At 61.7% G+C, this 18,281-nt stretch carries 15 protein-coding genes; 7 read left to right on the top strand and 8 right to left on the bottom strand.

The genetic code is table 11. The annotated features are described in order from the left end of the window. Positions 1-103 precede the first annotated feature (103 nt). The 6 genes from BW995_RS18810 to BW995_RS18785 all read left to right on the top strand — a co-directional run bounded on the left by BW995_RS18810 (position 104) and on the right by BW995_RS18785 (position 8,005). Positions 104-589 carry a formate dehydrogenase subunit gamma gene (locus tag BW995_RS18810; RefSeq protein WP_076401979.1) on the top strand — a complete coding sequence of 162 codons (486 nt, stop codon included), beginning with the start codon at positions 104-106 and terminating at the stop codon, positions 587-589. Next, on the top strand, positions 586-2,145 hold the full coding sequence (locus BW995_RS18805) for a formate dehydrogenase beta subunit (RefSeq protein WP_076401978.1): 1,560 nt from the start codon (positions 586-588) through the stop codon (positions 2,143-2,145). The genes BW995_RS18810 and BW995_RS18805 overlap by 4 nt, the downstream gene beginning before the upstream one ends. Before the next feature lie 12 nt (positions 2,146-2,157). Then, a complete protein-coding gene (fdhF, locus tag BW995_RS18800) occupies positions 2,158-5,022 on the top strand; it encodes a formate dehydrogenase subunit alpha (RefSeq protein ID WP_076401977.1) in 2,865 nt (954 codons plus the stop codon). Between the two features lie 16 nt (positions 5,023-5,038). Continuing rightward, positions 5,039-5,944, top strand: coding sequence for a formate dehydrogenase accessory sulfurtransferase FdhD (fdhD, locus tag BW995_RS18795; RefSeq protein ID WP_084194989.1), 906 nt, complete (start codon positions 5,039-5,041; stop codon positions 5,942-5,944). After that, on the top strand, positions 5,941-6,171 hold the full coding sequence (locus tag BW995_RS18790; protein ID WP_076401976.1) for a formate dehydrogenase subunit delta: 231 nt from the start codon (positions 5,941-5,943) through the stop codon (positions 6,169-6,171). Before fdhD ends, BW995_RS18790 begins: the two co-directional genes overlap by 4 nt. A gap of 112 nt (positions 6,172-6,283) precedes the next feature. Further along, entirely contained in the window at positions 6,284-8,005 is a 1,722-nt protein-coding gene (locus BW995_RS18785; protein WP_084194988.1) for an OFA family MFS transporter, read from the top strand. 355 nt (positions 8,006-8,360) lie between these two features. Here BW995_RS18785 and BW995_RS18780 read toward each other — a convergent pair whose 3' ends face one another. The 7 genes from BW995_RS18780 to BW995_RS18745 all read right to left on the bottom strand — a co-directional run bounded on the left by BW995_RS18780 (position 8,361) and on the right by BW995_RS18745 (position 15,867). After that, on the bottom strand, positions 8,361-8,570 hold the full coding sequence (locus BW995_RS18780; RefSeq protein ID WP_076401974.1) for a hypothetical protein: 210 nt from the start codon (positions 8,568-8,570) through the stop codon (positions 8,361-8,363). 171 nt (positions 8,571-8,741) lie between these two features. After that, positions 8,742-9,809, bottom strand: coding sequence for a sulfotransferase family protein (locus BW995_RS18775; RefSeq protein ID WP_076401973.1), 1,068 nt, complete (start codon positions 9,807-9,809; stop codon positions 8,742-8,744). Positions 9,810-9,819: 10 nt separating this feature from the next. Continuing rightward, positions 9,820-11,436, bottom strand: coding sequence for a sulfatase (locus tag BW995_RS18770; RefSeq protein ID WP_175617128.1), 1,617 nt, complete (start codon positions 11,434-11,436; stop codon positions 9,820-9,822). A 772-nt stretch (positions 11,437-12,208) separates the two neighbouring features. Further along, a complete protein-coding gene (locus BW995_RS18760; protein ID WP_076401970.1) occupies positions 12,209-13,480 on the bottom strand; it encodes an NAD(P)/FAD-dependent oxidoreductase in 1,272 nt (423 codons plus the stop codon). 138 nt (positions 13,481-13,618) lie between these two features. Next, positions 13,619-14,350, bottom strand: a complete 732-nt coding sequence (locus BW995_RS18755) for an amino acid ABC transporter ATP-binding protein (protein WP_076401969.1) — start codon at positions 14,348-14,350, stop codon at positions 13,619-13,621. Further along, a complete protein-coding gene (locus tag BW995_RS18750; RefSeq protein WP_076401968.1) occupies positions 14,347-15,003 on the bottom strand; it encodes an amino acid ABC transporter permease in 657 nt (218 codons plus the stop codon). The genes BW995_RS18755 and BW995_RS18750 overlap by 4 nt, the downstream gene beginning before the upstream one ends. Positions 15,004-15,105: 102 nt before the next feature. Next, entirely contained in the window at positions 15,106-15,867 is a 762-nt protein-coding gene (locus BW995_RS18745) for an ABC transporter substrate-binding protein (protein WP_245821543.1), read from the bottom strand. Positions 15,868-16,245: 378 nt separating this feature from the next. Between BW995_RS18745 and BW995_RS18740 the strand changes: the two genes are divergently transcribed. Beyond that, positions 16,246-16,869, top strand: a complete 624-nt coding sequence (locus BW995_RS18740; protein WP_076401967.1) for a cupin domain-containing protein — start codon at positions 16,246-16,248, stop codon at positions 16,867-16,869. Here the strand turns inward: BW995_RS18740 and BW995_RS18735 are convergent, their stop codons facing one another. Further along, positions 16,870-18,093, bottom strand: coding sequence for a TIGR03862 family flavoprotein (locus tag BW995_RS18735; protein ID WP_076402008.1), 1,224 nt, complete (start codon positions 18,091-18,093; stop codon positions 16,870-16,872). Positions 18,094-18,281 lie beyond the last annotated feature (188 nt).

The raw sequence follows: 18,281 nt of genomic DNA, 5'->3' as shown, positions 1-18,281 counted from the left end.
AGCTTTTTGCTATTGCCGCATGGAAAAATACAATTTGCCGACTGCTTTTCCCTGCCCAATCCTACCCTTATGGAGACCGGTTGGCACCGCAGAGGGATACAGGATGGAACGGCATCGGCCATGGGCAGAGGAACGCGCCTGCGCAATTCTCGCAGAACACCAGCATCTTCGCGGCGCCTTGCTGCCGATGCTGCACGCCCTGCAGGAAGAGTTCGGCTATATCGACGATGCGGCCCTGCCGCTGCTGGCGAAAACGCTGAACCTGTCGCGGGCTGAAATCCACGGGGTGGTGTCGTTCTATCACGAATTCCGCCGCCAGCGCCCCGGCCAGCATGTGCTGAAGGTCTGCCGCGCCGAAGCCTGCCAGTCGATGGGGGCCGAGGCGCTGATTGCCCACATTCAGGATCACCTGCGGATTGACTTTGGTCATACCTCGGCCGACGGGCGGTTCTCGCTGGAGGCGGTCTATTGCCTCGGCAACTGCGCCCTGTCGCCGTCGCTGTTGCTGGATGACACGCTGCATGGCCGCGTCTCGCCCGCCCGCTTTGATGCCCTGACCGCCCCACTGGTGCAGGAGGCCGCCGAATGAGCCGTCCCGTCGTTTACATCCCCCGCGATGCTGCCGCCCTGTCGGTTGGTGCCGACGAGGTGGCCGCCGCCCTCAGCCTCGAAGCCGAGCGGCGCGGGATTGATCTCCATCTGGTGCGCAATGGCTCGCGCGGGATGCTGTGGCTGGAACCGCTGGTCGAGGTCAGCACCCCCGCCGGACGGGTGGCCTATGGCCCGGTCAGCGCCGCCGATGTCGCCGAACTGTTCGATGCCGGGTTCCTGACCGGCGAGCCCCACCCGCTGGGCCACGGCCTGACCGAAGAGATCTGGTATCTGAAGCATCAGGAACGGCTGACCTTTGCCCGCTGCGGGGTGATTGATCCGCTGTCGGTCGAAGATTACCGCGCCCATGGCGGCTTTGCCGGGCTGGAACGCGCCCTGACCATGAGCGGGGCCGAAATCTGCGCCGAAGTCACCGACAGCGGCCTGCGCGGACGCGGCGGGGCAGGCTTTCCCACCGGCATCAAGTGGAAGACGGTCCACGACGCCCACGCCGACGAGAAATTCATCTGCTGCAACGCCGACGAAGGCGACAGCGGCACCTTTGCCGACCGGATGATCATCGAGGGCGACCCGTTCACCCTGATCGAAGGCATGACCATTGCCGCCCTCGCCGTCGGGGCGCGGCAGGGCTATGTCTACCTGCGCTCGGAATATCCGCACGCCGCCGACACCCTGCGCGCAGCGATCCGGCTGGCCTATCAGCAGGAATGGCTGGGCGATGGCATCCATGGCACCGCCCACAGCTTCCATCTGGAGGTCCGCATCGGTGCCGGGGCCTACATCTGCGGCGAAGAAACCTCGATGCTGGAAAGTCTGGAGGGCAAACGCGGGCTGGTGCGGGCCAAACCGCCGCTGCCCGCACTCGAAGGGCTGTTCGGCAAGCCGACGGTGGTCAACAACGTGCTGTCGCTGTGCTCGGTGCCGGTGATCATGGCCAACGGAGCCAGTGCGTACCGCGACTTCGGGGTTGGCCGCTCGCGCGGGACCCAGCCGTTCCAGTTGGCAGGCAACATCAAGCATGGCGGGATCGTCGAAAAGGCCTTTGGCATCACCCTGCATGACCTGATTTACCGCTTTGGCGGTGGCTCGGCCAGCGGGCGACCGATCCGGGCGGTGCAGGTCGGCGGGCCGCTGGGGGCTTATTTACCCGAAGACAAGTTCCACCTGCCGAAAGACTACGAAGCCTTTGCCGCACAGGAAGCAATGGTTGGTCACGGCGGCATCGTGGTGTTCGATGACCGGGTGGACATGGCGCGCATGGCCCGCTTTGCGATGGAGTTCTGTGCCGCCGAAAGCTGTGGCAAATGCACTCCCTGCCGCATTGGCAGCACCCGGGGGGTCGAAGTCCTCGACAGGATCATTGCCGGACACAACCGCGAGGCCAACCTCGCCCTGCTCGATGACCTGTGTCAGGTGATGACCGACGGCTCGCTGTGCGCCATGGGCGGGATGACCCCGATGCCGGTGCGCAGCGCCATCAAGCACTTCCCCGAAGACTTCCACCGCCCGGCCCACACGCAGGCCGCGGAATAAGGAGGACGCCCGATGACTTCCCCCCATTGCGGAACGCCCGCCCTGATCCGTGAAACCGACCATGGCACCCCGGCCAAACCCGGCGGTGCACCGGTCAGCCTGACCATTGACGGGCGGCAGGTGACGGTCCCCACCGGAACGTCGGTGATGCGGGCGGCCTCCGAAGCCGGGATCGACATTCCCCGCCTGTGCGCCACCGACAGCCTGAACCCGTTCGGCTCCTGCCGCCTGTGTCTGGTCGAAATCCAGGGACGGCGGGGGACTCCGGCCTCCTGCACCACCCCGGTGGCCGAAGGAATGCAGGTCTGCACCCAGAACCCCCGCCTCGCCAAGCTGCGCAAGGGGGTGATGGAGCTATATATCTCCGATCATCCGCTCGACTGCCTGACCTGCCCGGCCAATGGCAATTGCGAGCTGCAAACGATGGCCGGAACCGTTGGCCTGCGCGATGTGCGCTATGGCTTTGACGGGGAAAACCATCTGCGGCAGGAAAAGGACACATCAAACCCCTATTTCACCTTTGACCCGTCGAAATGCATCGTCTGTTCGCGCTGTGTGCGGGCCTGTGAAGACATTCAGGGCACCTTTGCCCTGACCATTCAGGGCCGGGGCTTTGACTCCAAGGTCTCGCCCGGTGCCGCCCAGTCGTTCATGGACAGCGATTGCGTGTCCTGCGGGGCCTGCGTGCAGGCCTGCCCCACCGCGACCCTCAGCGAAAACAGCATCATCGAGCACGGCCAGCCCGAGCACAGCGTCATCACCACCTGCGCCTATTGCGGCGTTGGCTGCTCGTTCAAGGCCGAGATGCAGGGCGAAACGGTGGTGCGGATGGTGCCCTACAAGGATGGCGGGGCCAACGAAGGCCATAGCTGCGTCAAGGGCCGGTTCGCCTTTGGCTACGCCACCCACAGCGACCGCATCACCACCCCGATGATCCGCGACAAGATCAGTGATCCGTGGACTCCGGTCAGTTGGGAAACCGCCATCGGCTTTGCCGCCGAGCGTTTCAAGGCCATTCAGGCACGCTATGGCAAGGACGCCATCGGCGGCATCACCTCGTCACGCTGCACCAACGAGGAAGTCTATGTGGTGCAAAAGGCCATCCGCGCCGCCTTTGGTACCAACAACGTCGATACCTGTGCCCGCGTCTGCCATTCTCCCACCGGCTATGGCCTGTCCAAGACCTTTGGCACCTCGGCGGGGACGCAGGATTTCCGCAGCGTTGAACAGGCCGATGTGGTGATGGTGATCGGGGCCAACCCGACCGATGGCCATCCGGTGTTTGCCTCGCGGCTGAAAAAGCGCCTGCGTGCCGGGGCGCGGCTGATCGTGGTCGATCCGCGCCGGATTGATCTGGTGCGCAGCCCGCACATCAAGGCCGATTATCACCTGCAACTGCAACCCGGTGCCAACGTCGCCCTGGTCAATGCACTGGCCCATGTGATCGTCAGCGAAGGACTGGAAAACCGCGCCTTCATCGCCGAACGCTGCGACGAAGCCGACTTTGCCTACTGGCTGGAGTTCATCCGCGATCCCCGCCACGCCCCCGAAGCGGTCGAAAGCCTGACCGGCATCCCCGCCGCCGACCTGCGCGGAGCCGCCCGCCTGTATGCCACCGGTGGCAATGCCGCCATCTATTACGGGCTGGGGGTGACCGAGCACTCGCAAGGCTCGACGATGGTGATCGGCATGGCCAACCTCGCCATGCTGACCGGCAACATTGGCCGCGAAGGCGTCGGCATCAACCCGCTGCGCGGTCAGAACAACGTGCAGGGCTCGTGCGACATGGGGTCGTTCCCGCACGAATTTCCCGGCTATCGCCATGTGTCGGATGATACCGTCCGCGCCCTGTTTGAAGTGGTATGGGGCACCGCCCTGTCGGCGGAGCCGGGCCTGCGCATCCCCAACATGTTTGACGCCGCCCTCGCCGGAACCTATCGCGGCCTGTACGTGCAGGGCGAAGACATCGCCCAGTCCGACCCCAACACCCAGCATGTCACCAGCGCGCTGGAAAGCCTCGACTGTCTGGTGGTGCAGGACCTGTTCCTGAACGAAACCGCCGCCTTTGCCCATGTGTTCCTGCCCGGCACTTCGTTTCTTGAAAAGGACGGCACCTTTACCAACGCCGAACGCCGCATCAACCGCGTTCGCCCGGTGATGGCCAGCAAGACCGGCAAGGCCGAATGGCAAGTGACCTGCGAGCTGGCCACCGCCATGGGCTATCCGATGCACTATGACAGTGCCGCCGACATCATGGACGAAATCGCCCGCGTCACCCCGACCTTCCGCGGGGTGTCCTTTGACCTGCTCGACCGCAAGGGCAGCGTTCAGTGGCCGTGCAACGATGCCGCCCCCGATGGCACCCCAACGATGCACATCGGTGGCTTTGTCCGCGGCAAGGGCCGGTTCATGATCACCGAATTCGTCCCCAGTGACGAACGCACCTCGCGCTTCTTCCCGCTGATCCTGACCACGGGCCGCATCCTCAGCCAGTACAACGTCGGCGCCCAGACCCGCCGCACCGACAACGTTGCCTGGCACCCGGAAGACATTCTGGAAATTCACCCCCACGATGCGGAACAGCGTGGCATTCAGGACGGCGAAATGGTATCGCTCGCCAGCCGGATGGGGGCCACCACCCTGCGCGCCTGCCTGTCTGACCGCATGCCGCAGGGGGTGGTCTACACCACCTTCCACCACCCGGTGACCGGTGCCAACGTTGTCACCACCGACCATTCCGACTGGGCGACCAATTGCCCCGAATACAAACGAACCGCCGTGCAGGTGACGCGATCAAATCAGGCGTCGGACTGGCAGGTGCAAAAGCAGGACGCCGACAGTGAACGCCGGCGGATTGCGCCACCGGCGGCAGAATAGCAGAGAGAGCCTGACGATGACCGACCCCGTGTGTGCCCTGCCCCTGACCGACCTGCTGGACGACGACGACCTGCCGCCGTTCGTGCCCGGTGGATCACGGGAAGCGCACGGGATCGGGCACCGCCCACACGACAAGCCGGAAGCGGTCAGCTGGCAGGTGCCGGACGAAACACCGGTGGCGCTGGTCTATAACGGCGTTTCGCATGCGGTGATGATGGCCACCCCGGCCGATCTGGAAGATTTCGCAGTCGGCTTTTCACTCGCCGAAGGACTGTTGACGTCGGCATCGGCCATCGAAGACATTCATCTGGTTCCCCATCCCCCCGGGGTGATGGTGGCGATGGCGGTGACACCCGAGGCCCTCGACCACGACGCCGCCCCCAGCCGCAGCATGGCCGGGCGCTCTGGCTGTGGGCTGTGCGGGGTGGAAAGTCTGGAACAGGCCATCCGCCCGCCGCACCTGCTGCCGTCCGACCGCCGGGCCGCCGCTGCCCGTATCCCGCCGCAGGCGATCATCGCCGCCCTGCGCGCCCTGCCCGATCACCAGCCGCTCAACCGGCAGAACTTTTCCGTCCATGCGGCAGCCTTTTGTCAGGCCGACGGCACCATCGTGCTCGCCCGCGAAGACGTCGGCCGCCATAACGCCCTCGACAAGCTGATCGGGGCCTGTGCCCGGCAGGACATCAGTCTTGAGGATGGTTTTGTGGTGATGTCCAGCCGGTGTAGCTTTGAACTGGTGCAGAAAGCCTGCGCCGTCGGTATTGCCTGTCTGGCGACCCTGTCCGCTCCGACCGCCCTCGCCCTGGAACTGGCCGGGGCAGCCGGAATGGTGCTCGCCAGCCGCAGCAAGGGGGGCGGTGTGGTGCTGTTCACGCCTCCCGATGACCATACTCAGCAGACCATGCAGGGGGATCGCGCATGAAAGAACAGGACATGGTGCGGATGGCGAACCAGATCGCCGCCTATTTCGCCTCGTATCCCGCCCGGACGGGCGAACAGGAAGTCCACAACCACATCACCAGTTTCTGGGAACCGCGCATGCGCAGCCACCTGCGCGATTACATCCTGCAAGGTGGCAAGGGGCTGCATCCGCTGGTGGTCGCCGCCATGGCCGAACGGAACGAATCCGTTTCACTATCGCGGTCATAGGACAGCCCATCCCCACCCTTTTCACGGCACGGGCGACTGTTCGCCCGCACACATCCCTGTCTGACAAGACCAGACACTGGCAGCGGCAGGGAGCATCTGGGAGGCATTGACAGTGAACATTATTGAGGGTCTCAAAAAGGAGCAGATCGTTGCTCCTGAAGGCTATAACCGCTGGCTGGTTCCTCCGGCCTCGGTCGCCATCCACCTGTGCATCGGCTCGGTCTATGCCTGGAGCATCTTTAATCCCGCCCTGACCAAGGAACTGGGAGTGGTGGCCAGTTCCTCCGCCGACTGGTCGCTGACCTCGGTGGTGTGGATTTTCTCAGTGGCAATCGTCTTTCTCGGCCTGTCGGCAGCCTTTGGCGGCAAGTGGCTGGAAAAGGTCGGCCCGCGCATGGTCGGCTTTGTTGCCGCCTGCTGCTGGGGCGGTGGTTTTGTGATCGGCAGCGTCGGAATTGCCTATCATCAGTTGTGGCTGTTATACCTCGGATACGGCGTGCTGGGCGGTTGCGGGCTGGGGCTGGGCTATGTCTCGCCGGTGTCAACGCTGATCCGCTGGTTCCCTGATCGCCGGGGGATGGCCACCGGCATGGCAATCATGGGCTTTGGCGGCGGCGCAATGATCGGGGCTCCGTTCAAGGAATGGCTGCTGAAGATCTATTTCGAGGCCCCGCAGTACCTCGGCAAAGCCAGTGACGTCGCCCTGACCACCGAAGGCGGCAAGCGTTTCGCGCAGGTCGCCGGCAGCCTGAAGGAAGTGGTGGTGGCCAGCGCCGCCGATGCCGCCAAGATGCCGATCCCCGGCGCGGAAGGCGTCTATGTGGTCGGCACCGGCTCCACCGGGGCGGCGGCGGTGTTCTTTACCCTCGGGGTGATTTACTTCATCGTGATGGTTGCCGCCGCCTTTTCGTTCCGCGTGCCACGCCCCGGCTGGACCCCGGCGGGCTGGGCTCCGCCTGCAGCCAGCAGCGCCAGTTCCAAAATGATCACCCGCAACCATGTCCATATCGATCAGGCGCTGAAGACTCCGCAATTCTATTTCCTGTGGCTGGTGCTGTGCACCAACGTCACCGCCGGTATCGGCGTGCTGGGCGTTGCCAAGACCATGATGAGTGAAATCTTCGGCTCGACCCTGCCGATGATCGTCAACGGCGGCTTTGCTGCCACCTATGTGCTGATGATCAGCGTGTTCAACATGGTCGGGCGGTTCTTCTGGGCTTCGACCTCGGATTTCCTCGGTCGCAAGAACACCTACTTTGTGTTCTTTGTTCTCGGGATCATCCTGTACGTCTCGATCCCCTTCACCGCCCAGCAGGTCAGCGCCCACCCCGCCGTGATGTGGCTGGTGATGTTCTATGCGGTGACGATGATCATCTTCACCATGTACGGCGGCGGCTTTGCCACCATCCCGGCCTATCTGGCCGATATCTTTGGCACCAAGTTCGTCGGTGGCATCCATGGCCGCCTGCTGACCGCCTGGAGCACCGCCGGGGTTCTCGGGCCGCTGGCGATTACCGAACTGCGTGACCGCTCGCTGCAATCCGAGCTGAAGGCACTGGCGGCCAAGGTTGATCCCGCCGCCTTCCAGAGCAAGTTCGGCGCCACCGTCGATCACCTGAACGAGCTGGTGGCCGCCAAAACCGTCACCATCGCCAAACTGATGGAAATCGCCCCGGCGGGGACCATCGACCCCACCCCCAGCCTGTACAATACCACCATGTACACCATGGCCGGGTTGCTGGTGATCGGCCTGATCGCCAACATGCTGGTCCGTCCGGTGCATGAAAAGCACCACATGCCGCATGAAGAATTTGACGATGGCATGGTGCAGTAACGGGTAAAGAAACAGGGCGAGAGGATCACATCCTCTCGCCCTGTTCGCATTTGTGACCTGCCAGCCTTAGAGTATTGTGCGAAAAGCGGGAACCGGTTTTCGCAAGAACAATGCGACAGAACAAAAGGTTAGACCAGCGTGCCTGGGTCAGATCACAGTACACGACAGTCCGTGCAGAAGAATGGGCTACCGCCCATACCCGTTTGGGTGCGATGCCCCCAAGCCCCCATTTTTTCTTTCAATATCAAATCAATGGGGTCCGGGGCCTCAAGGCCCCGGCGAGGTTTGGAGCAGCGCTCCATGATCTTTTTGTTTTGTGTCGTGTACTGTGGCGTCACATGTAACGCGCGCTGGTCTAGACAGACTTGCGCCCGAACAGCTTGTCCACAATCTGCCTGCCGATCAACAGGACCCGCCGCCAGAAAAAGACGATAATCCCCAGAATTGGCGTCAGGATCTGCAGTAAAAGCCCGCCGGTATTGGGGTCAATGTAGGCATATGCCGGATGACCAACGGCCATGGTGAAAAACAGCAGCACAGCCAGTTTGAGTGCAGACTTGGTCATTTTGCCGCTCGTTTCATCTGTTTTAGAGCAGCGTGCGTTAAACCGGACGCAGGCACGCTGCTCTAACTTTTTGTTTTGTCGCATTGTTCTTGCGAAAACCGGTTCCCACTTTTCGCACAATGCTCTAGTCACCATCCGGTGATGACCTGCAGGGTGCGGGATTATGGAAAGTCAGAAAAATTCTGTCCAGACCTTTTCCACCCGCCGCTGCCAGTCGGCGGGTGGCAGCGCGCGGCGGGCAGTATAGCTGCGATCGCGTTCCAGCTTGTCGGCCAGTGCCTGCGTGTGCAGAAAGCTGCTGTCCAGCCCCAAGGTCTGATACAGGGCGTGAAGCTCGGGCAGCGGATCAGCCACCAGCCGCTCGTAATCGACGTATGCCAGCCGTCCTGCTGGCAGGCGGGCGGCAGCGGCGGCGAACTTGCGTTCCATGACCACCCGGTTGTCCAGAATCACCTGCCGCAGGCCATCATCGGCCAGCGGTGGGCCAAGGGCATAGAGATCAAACATCGAGCGCCACATGCGGAATGTGGATTCGAACACCTCCTGCGGATTGCGCCGGATCATCACAAAGCGGGCCTGTGGCAGCAGAGCGGCGATGGTACCGACCCGACCGGTATGGGTCGGGGATTTCAGCACCACCGGTCGCTTTCCCCCCAGCAGCGAGGTCGCCCGGGTGAAAAACAGGAACGTCTCCTGCCAGGCCCGGCGCTCTGGCTCGCTCAAATCGTCGGGGTCAGCCAGCGACAAGGCATCCGCCAGATGGCGCGGGTACAGCAAGGCTTCGTACGGCGAGCGGGCCCCCATCGCCAGCAGGGCAAATTCATCTTCCTGTGGCGAGTCACCCGCGATCATCACCTCGTCCATCGGACGCTTGACCGCCGCACCTGCTACCTTGCCCGCCCCCAGCATGAACGCATGCGGGTTCATGCAACTGGCAGTGGTCGGAAAGGTAAATTGAGGATCAAGCGACAGCAGGGTGTGCAAATGGGTGGTGCCCGATCGCCAGTGGCCGGTGATCACCACAGGACGATCCGCAGCGGCATCAGACGACAGCGCCTGCACCTGCTCGCGGAACAGCCCTTGCTGCATCCGGCCACACAGGGACAACAGCGGTGCAATCACCTTTCTGCGCACGAACAGACCTCGCCTTTGTCCTTCGCTCCCCTTTGTTTCGCCATAGCGCGCCAGATTGCGCCATGCCGCGCTGTTCAGGTTCAGCACGGCTTTTTCGTTCTGCACCCGTTATCCCCTACAGCTTGATTTCAGGCAGTTTTTCCTGCAGCGAATGGCGGATTTTTTCCACCATCAACCGCATGTCGCCACCGACCTCGTGCTCGTCCTCCGCGCCGATGCCGGACTCCAGCGGGTACAGGCTTTCCTTGCCGCTGTCCATATCCCGCACGTACTGAAAGCCGTCGCTGATCGCCCCCAGCTTGCCGGTCGTCACCGGCTTAAAGCTGCTGTTGCGCTCGAAATATTGATTGATCGCCAGACCGGCCGGAGCCTGTGCGGCAGGTTCCGCCGCCACTGCCCGCAACGACGGGCCCGCCATCCATGCCGGTCTCGGCAGTCCGGCAAAATCAAGCACGGTCGGTGCAATCGACGTTTGATCCGCAACGGTATTGATCCGGCGACCGGTGGTCTGGCCGGGCGTTTTCAGGATCATCGGAATATGGATCAGCGACCGGTGGAATTCGTCGCCACCATGGCCGAAATTGCCTTTATCAAAGACCTCGCCATGGTCTGCCGAAACCATCGTCACCGTGTTGGCCGACAGACCGGACGAGTCCATAAAGGCGATGAAATCGCCAAAGGCGCTGTCAGCCTGCAAAATCCATTCATCATAGCGCAGACGAACCTTGGCAATGTCGTCCTTGATTCTGGCTGCTCCCTTGCTCCGCTCCATGATCCGCGGGTGCAGCATGTCCTGACGGCTATCGAACTGGCCGGGAGCCAGGAAGCGGTAGCGGAACCCTTCGGACGGCAGATAGGGCGCATGGGGGGCCATGACGTGAATCCAGACGAAGAACGGCTCTTTCAGTTCGGACAGCATCGCCTTGGCCGCAGCAAAGGTTTCAGTCGGTGGCTCCAGCGTTTCCTGCTGCCGCAACCCCGGAACGGCCAGACCGGTGACGGTCAGCAGGCGCATGTTCAGGTCCATCACATCGGGGATGCCCGGTGTGGCGAGGATTTCCGGTGGCGGAAACTGTCCCATACCGATCTGGGACGGACAGACAATGCGGTCAAAGGCCCCGTGCGTTGTTCCCATCAACCGCATGGCATAGGGATTGGCAAAAACCGACGCCGTCCTGTACCCCTCGGTCTTCAGCAGGGCGGGCAGTGTGCGGTAGACGTTTTCCCCGTACAGCATGCTCCCCAACTGATAGGTCTGGGTCTGCGAGGGATAGCGGCCAGTCAGGATGGCCGCTATGCCCGGCGTGGTGAAGGTCGAGCAGGCATAAAAATTATTGTAAACATCAGCAGATTTGGCAAAGGCATCAATATTGGGTGTGGTTCCCAGATAATAGCCATAGGTAGACATGTCTTCGGCTGTCAGGGCATCAAAGGTCACCAGCAGGAAATTGCGGTTCGGCGTCTTTGCGTCCTTGACCTCCAGGGCAAAGCCTTTCTTTCTGGCAATATCGGCACTGATGGTCGCCACGGCAACCGCCGAGGCTGCCGTGGCCATGAACATGCGGCGTCCGACAGACGTGTCGTCCTGCCCGGCCCCATCGGCTTGCCCGGTTTGCCCGGCATCCTGAGGCTTGCGAGCCTGTTTGACAGCCCTGAAGACGGAACCGCCCACGATCAGCACGCCAAGGCCAATTTCAGCCGCAAGCCGGACAAGCTCGGAAATGTGCACCACAGACAGGAACTTCTGGTTAATGAAAACCCTGTCCATCACAATCAAAAAGGTCGTAAACCCCAGTCCCCAGCTAACTGCAGAGACAACAGGATAGGTGTGTTCGAAAATATCCTTCTTGTGAAAGAACGCCTTGATCGACTTCAACACAAAGAAAATCAATGCCGACAGGATAATTGATATAACCTGCGAAAAAAGCAGCATGACTGCGCAGTAAACCAGAGCATCATATGGCCGAACATAAAACAACATCGCTCTGGAGTAAAAGAATACATAAAATATTGATGAAACAAGAATCCCATAATTTACCCTTACATATATATTAATAAATTCTGACTTCTTGAATGAAATCGAGCGAAAAAACATCTTCTATTCACCAGAATCGTTGACATGAAAGACGATAAACCGCCCCATAATGGCCATCTCTGCAAAAGGCAACGGCCACGACACACAGCCTAGGCAGGCCCTTCAAGGGAGGGCCGCGATCCGGGGCCACTATGAGCGACAGGCACGCCGTTATGCAAGCACCATCACCGCCAGCGGCCTCCTCACCTCAACGCAAAACGGGCGAGAGGATATCCCTCTCGCCCGCCCTGTCACGAACTGCACCAGCTCACCGCTCAAGCTCTTTGGTTTGTCGCAGTGATTGCGCGCAAAACCGGAACCACTTTTGCGCTCACCGCCCCAGATCAGTATGCATTCAATGTAATGCATACTGATCTGCCTCTTTCGTTTGTCGCAGTGATTGCGCGCAAAACCGGGACCACTTTTGCGCTCACCGCTCCAGATAATCCCGCATCCGGTAATACCAGATCGCCATCGAGGCATAAACCGGATGAAGATCGTGCAGATACAGCGGGTTGATCGCGGTAAACGGCAAGGGCAACGGCATCGTCGGGTCCAGCAGCGTGTCGGCAATCGCCGTTCCGAACGCCGACCCCAGCGCCACCCCGCGCCCGTTATAGCCCAGCGCCATGGTCACCGTCGGCACCGGTCGGTGCAGGTGTGGCAGGTGATCATAGGTCATCGCCACCCGCCCCGACCAGGCGTGTGCAATCGGCATCCCGGTCACATCGGGGAAGAAGTGCTCAAGAGCAGCCAGAATGCGGCGATAGTCACCCATTCCCTGCGGCTCGCGGAATGAGCCCCGTCCGCCCAGCATCAGGCCACCATTCGGCGCGATGCGGAAATAGTTCCCGATCCGCCGACTGTCAGAAACCACCACCTGCTGTGGCAGGATGCGTTGGCGCTGCTTGTCACTCAAGGGGGCGGTTGCCACCTGAAAACTGGTCGCCGGGATCACTGTTGCCTTCAACTGCGGCCACAGGCTGTCGGTATAGCCATTGGTCGCCACCACAACCTGTGCGGCCCGCACCTCGGTACCGCTGGCCATCTTCAGGTGCCACAGCGCGCCATGGCGCTCCATCGACACCACGCTGGTCTGGCCGTGAATCCGCCCGCCAGCCTGCAACACCGCCCGCGCCAATCCATAACAGTACTTCAGCGGGTGCAGCCGTCCGGCCCGACCATCCAGCCAGCCACCGACGAAACCCTCACTGCCGATTTTGGCTTTCATGCCCGCAGCATCGAGCATTTCGACCGGCGCGCCCCGTTGCTGCCATGCCTGCATGCGGGCCTGCAGGGTGGGCAGATGGGCCTGCTTGACGGTGGCCTGAATCCAGCCATCACGCGCCGCCTCGCACTCAAGGCCATGGCGGGCGACCAGATCGAACACCACATCGGCGGTGGCCCCGACAAAGGCAGTCGTTTCCGGCCCGTACAGCTTGTCCAGCATCGGGGGATCATATTTCAGCCCCGGAATCACCTGCCCGCCGTTGCGCCCTGACGCCCCATAGCCCGGCCCCTGCCGGTCCACCACCACCACCGACGTTCCGGCGCAGGCCAGCCGCAGGGCCGCGGTCAGGCCGGTAATCCCGGCCCCGATCACCGCCACATCCGCCGTCACCGTTTCGGTCAGCGGCGGCGTTACCGGCTCCTCTGGTGCCGTTGCCGCCCAGACGGACGGCACCCCATACCCGTTACTCATCCTGTTCCCCTCCTGGAGCATTGTGCGAAAAGTGGGAACCGGTTTTCGCAAGAACAATGCGATAAAACAAAAGCTTAGAGCAGCGTGCCCGCGTCCGGTTTAACGCACGCTGCTCTAGGGCTGTTCATCCAACCCCACTCAAACCGGGTGGGTCACCCGGCGCAGGAAGTCCTGGGTGCGCTCGTTCTGCGGTGCACGCAGAACCTGATCGGCGGTTCCCTGTTCGACGATCGTACCGCCATCGAGAAACAGAACCCGGTCGGCCACTTCGCGGGCGAACTGGATTTCGTGCGTCACCACCAGCATGGTCATGTGCTCATCGGCCAGCGAGCGCATCACCTGCAACACGTCCCCGACCATTTCCGGGTCAAGCGCCGAGGTCGGTTCATCGAACAGGATCGCCTCGGGGCGCATCGCCAGGGCGCGGGCAATCGCCACCCGCTGTTGCTGACCGCCGGACAGGGCTGCCGGATAGGCATCAATCTTGTGCGACAGCCCGACCCGCGCCAGCAACTCCAGTGCATAGTCGCGGGCTTCGGCCTTTGGCTGCCCCAGCACATGCACCGGGCCTTCGATGACATTTTCCAGCGCCGTGCGGTGCGGGAACAGGTTAAAGCGCTGGAACACCTTGGCCACCCGCGTCCGCAGGGCATGAATGGTCGGATCATTGACATCGACCAGCAGGCCATCAACGGTGATCCGGCCCTTTTGATAGCTTTCCAGCCCGTTGACACAGCGCAGCAGGGTGGACTTGCCCGAGCCTGACGGCCCGATCAGGCACACCACTTCACCCTTTTCAACCGTCGCCGAAATCCCTTTCAGGACTTCAAAGGTGCCATAGGATTTGTGCACATCATCAAAAACGATCATCGCGACCTCCGCAGGGCACGTTCAACGCGGCTCATCAGGCTGTTCAGGGGAATGGTCAGGCACAGGTACAGCAAGGCCACCAGCGTGAAGACCGTCATGTTGTCAAAGGTCGAAGACGCCAGCATCTTGCCCTGCATGGTCAGCTCGGCCACCGAAATCACCGACACCTGCGAAGAATCCTTCAGCAGCATCACGATGTTGTTGGCATAGGGCGGAACGACAATGCGGAACGCCTGCGGCAGGATCACCCGGCGCATCATCATCGGGCGGCGCATGCCGATCGACATGGCGGCTTCGATCTGCCCCTTGTCAACGGCCTCGATCCCGGCGCGGAACGTCTCACCGATATAGCAGGAATAGGTCAGCGCCAGACCAATCACCCCGGCCTGAAAGGCGGTCAGGTCGATGCCGATTTCCGGCATGACGAAATAGATATAGAACAGCACCACCAGAATCGGGATGCCACGAATGAATTCGACGAACGTCCGCGCTGGCACCGCCAGCCAGCGAACGCCCGACGTCCGCAACAGCGCCCACACCACCCCTAAAACCGATGCCAGCACCGCTGCCAGCACCGTAACCGCCACCGTCATCCACAAGCCTTGCAGCAGGATGGGTAAATACTCGGTGGCATGTGTCAGAAATTTTTCCATGGCCTATGCCTTTACAGGGTCTTTTCCCCAAAGGGGCGTACAGGAAGGGGTGGCGTGGTCAAAGGCCCTTCCCGTCAGCACCTTCAGAGCATTTTCACGAAATTACAGGCTATATTTGGCCAGAATTTCCGACAGTTTGCCGGTTTCCTGCAGTTTGCGGATCGAGGCGTTGACCTTTTCCAGCAGCGCTGCGTTGTCCTTGGCAACGGCCAGTGAAACATCACCGGGCTTCAGCGGCTGATAGGACTTCACCAGACGGATGCCGAGATCGGGGTTCTTGCTGATCTGATAGGAAACAATCGGCTGATCGCCGAACCCGGCCTTGATGCGGCCCAGCTTCACGTCACGCATGATGTCGGCGATGCTGTCATAAAGCTTCACTTCACTGAAGGTACCGGTGGCCTTCAGGGCTTCGGCAAACGAAGTACCGATCTGGGCCCCGACCACTTCGCCCTTCAGGTCCGACAGCAGGTATTCCTTGGCATCAGTGGCCGCGACGAACATCCCTTCGCCATAGGTGTAAACCGGCAGGCTGAAATCCACCACTTCGCGGCGCTTGTCGGTCGCCAGCATCCCGGCGGAAATGATGTTGATCTTGCCCGAGGTCAGCGACGGGATCAGGGCCGAAAAAGCCACCTGTTCAAACTGCACGCTCATGCCGTTATCTTCGGCAATGGCAGCGGCGAGGTCAACCATCGCCCCGGACGGCTTTTGCGTCGCCGTATCCATGAAGGTGAACGGAACGCCGGTGGTGGTCACCCCGACCACCAGAGTATCGGCGGCCACCGCCGGAACGGCCCATGTCGCCACACAACAACTCAGGACAGCAAAAGCGGCAGACACGATCTTCTTTTTCATATGCATGAAACAAGCCCCTATGTGAGATGAGGACAATATCGTCGTCAAGCGCACCGCCGGGCAGGGTCGAGGAGACTCCTCGATCGGCTGGCGAGCCCTGCGTTCGTCCCGACTACCGCAGTCGGTTTTTTCACTGTACTGAAATGATCGTATCTTGCAACATGATTAGGAGATTTTTTTCAGGGAGATGAAAAAATGATGCGTCCTCACAGCGAACCGTTGCACAGGAAATTGCCTTCCCCTGCAAAGTCCCGTATAGTCGGCTTCCCGCTTCTGGCGATCTTTCAGGATAGCACTCCCCTTGCAACCGAACTTGCCGTTTTCACGGAAACGACAGAACAATCCGTTTTCCACTCCCTATTTTCAACATTGTGATGCCAGCCCATGATCGACATTCCCGCCGCCCCCGTGTCACCCTTACCGACCGCCGAAGACGACATTAGCGAGGATGACCGTTCGCTGGGGCTTGCCATCCGCAAGGCCCGGCAGGCGCAAAACCTGTCACTGCAACAGGTCGCCGAGATGGTCAACATTTCGGTCGGGTTGCTCAGCCAGATCGAGCGCGGCATATCCTCGCCGTCGATCCGGGCGCTGCGCCTGATCTGCGCGGTGCTGGACATGCCGGTCCATGCCTTGTTCAACGGTTCGGAAGCCGCCGTTGAACAGGAAGCCCGCCGTATCGTACGCGTCAATCAGCGGCGGCGGGTCAGCTTTGGTGCCAAGGGGATGGTGAAGGAATTCCTCAACGCCCATAACGAAGGCGTGTTGCAGGTGATGGAAATCACCCTCGAACCGAACGGCGGCTCGGGGGACGACACCTATCATCACGAAGGCGAGGAATGCGGCGTGGTGCTGGAAGGGCGGCTGGAAATCCACATCGACGGCTCGATTTACCGGCTGGCCGAAGGCGATTCCTTTTACTTTGAAAGCCCGCTGCCCCATCGCTTCCGCAATCTGGCCGACGGACAAACCCGCGTTCTGTGGATCACCACCCCGCCGGTGTGGTGATCATTTCTGCCCCCAGCGCACCACCGCATCCCCCACCCAGGCCCCGGTGGCAAAGCAAGCGGTCAGCAGATAGCCGCCGGTGGGGGCTTCCCAGTCCAGCATTTCACCACAACAAAACACGCCGGGCCGGGTGGTCAGCATCAGCTCCGGGGTCATCGAGCCAAACATCACCCCTCCGGCGGTGCTGATGGCCTCGTCGATCGGGCGCGGCCGCAGGACGGTCAGCGGAAAGTCTTTCAGGGTACGGATCAACCGCTCGGGATGATCGAGCAGGCTGGGCCCCAGAATTTCCCGTACCAACGCGGCCTTCACCCCCTCCAACCCCAGCGCCTTTTTCAAGTACGACGACGCCGACAAGCTGCCACGGGGACGGCGCAAATCCTGCCGCAAACGCTCACTGTCCCGCCCCGGCAGCAGGTCCAGCGACAACACCGCCTGCCCGTCCCGTTCACAGGCATCGCGCAAGGCTGCCGAGAAGGCATAAATCAGGCTGCCCTCCACCCCGTCGCGGGACAGAACGAACTCACCCGGTTTGCTGACCTCGCCATACCGGGCCACCACTGTCTTCACCGGCTCGCCAGCAAAGCGGTCACGCAGCACCGGCGACCAGACGACCTCGAAGCCGCAGTTTGCCGGACGCAGCGGAGCCACCCCGGCCCCTGCTGCCGCCAGCAGCGGGCACCACGCCCCATCCGAACCCAGCGAGGCCCAACTGCCCCCACCCAGCGCCAGCACGGTTGCCGCCGGGGGCGGGCAGATCACCGCCTGCCCCTCCGGGCCTTCAAAACACAGACTGCCATCGGCCTGCCAGCCGGTCCAGCGGTGGCGGACATGGAACCGCACCCCCAGCGTCCGCAACCGCCGCACCCACGCCCGCAACAACGGCGCGGCCTTCATTTCGCGCGGAAACACCCGCCCAGAGGACCCCACATAGGTTTCCACTCCCAGCCCTGCCGCCCAATCGCGCACCGCCTGTGCATCGAAACTGCGCACAATGCCTGCAAGAGTGGCAGCCTGCGTGCCATAGCGGGCCAGAAAGTCGGCCTGCGGTTCGGAATGCGTCAGGTTGAGGCCGGTCTTCCCCGCCATCAGGATTTTGCGCCCGACGGAGGGCATACGCTCGTAAACATCAACACGGTATCCCGCTTCAGCAACCCGTTCGGCGGCCATCAGCCCGGCGGGACCGCCACCGATCACCGCAACAGAACGGACGTTTGCTTGCATTGGCCCATGTTTTGCATCACCATCAACCATCACGGTTCCTTTGACGGGGAGGCCCCGCTTCGTGCCATTGTTCCGTTTTCTGGAATGCCTCTTTCATAGGCGATATGCCGTTCTTCTGCCAAGGCTTGATGTTTCTCTCTGGCGAGACACATCCTTTTCCTCTCGCCCTTGCCTACGCCGCCGAACTC

It is taken from the genome of Insolitispirillum peregrinum, assembly GCF_900156605.1.
In the GTDB taxonomy this organism is placed as follows: Bacteria; Pseudomonadota; Alphaproteobacteria; order Rhodospirillales; family Rhodospirillaceae; genus Insolitispirillum; species Insolitispirillum peregrinum.
Note: the sequence above shows the minus strand (reverse complement) of the source record. Positions and strands in the feature narration are given on the sequence as shown.

Bases quoted from the DNA above. Each gene is read 5' to 3' on its own strand.
- BW995_RS18810 (WP_076401979.1), top strand. From the start codon at position 104: ATGGAACGGCATCGGCCATGGGCAGAGGAACGCGCCTGCGCAATTCTC.
- BW995_RS18805 (WP_076401978.1), top strand. From the start codon at position 586: ATGAGCCGTCCCGTCGTTTACATCCCCCGCGATGCTGCCGCCCTGTCG.
- fdhF (WP_076401977.1), top strand. From the start codon at position 2,158: ATGACTTCCCCCCATTGCGGAACGCCCGCCCTGATCCGTGAAACCGAC.
- fdhD (WP_084194989.1), top strand. From the start codon at position 5,039: ATGACCGACCCCGTGTGTGCCCTGCCCCTGACCGACCTGCTGGACGAC.
- BW995_RS18790 (WP_076401976.1), top strand. From the start codon at position 5,941: ATGAAAGAACAGGACATGGTGCGGATGGCGAACCAGATCGCCGCCTAT.
- BW995_RS18780 (WP_076401974.1), bottom strand. From the start codon at position 8,570: ATGACCAAGTCTGCACTCAAACTGGCTGTGCTGCTGTTTTTCACCATG.
- BW995_RS18760 (WP_076401970.1), bottom strand. From the start codon at position 13,480: ATGAGTAACGGGTATGGGGTGCCGTCCGTCTGGGCGGCAACGGCACCA.
- BW995_RS18755 (WP_076401969.1), bottom strand. From the start codon at position 14,350: ATGATCGTTTTTGATGATGTGCACAAATCCTATGGCACCTTTGAAGTC.
- BW995_RS18750 (WP_076401968.1), bottom strand. From the start codon at position 15,003: ATGGAAAAATTTCTGACACATGCCACCGAGTATTTACCCATCCTGCTG.
- BW995_RS18745 (WP_245821543.1), bottom strand. From the start codon at position 15,867: ATGCATATGAAAAAGAAGATCGTGTCTGCCGCTTTTGCTGTCCTGAGT.
- BW995_RS18740 (WP_076401967.1), top strand. From the start codon at position 16,246: ATGATCGACATTCCCGCCGCCCCCGTGTCACCCTTACCGACCGCCGAA.
- BW995_RS18735 (WP_076402008.1), bottom strand. From the start codon at position 18,093: ATGCAAGCAAACGTCCGTTCTGTTGCGGTGATCGGTGGCGGTCCCGCC.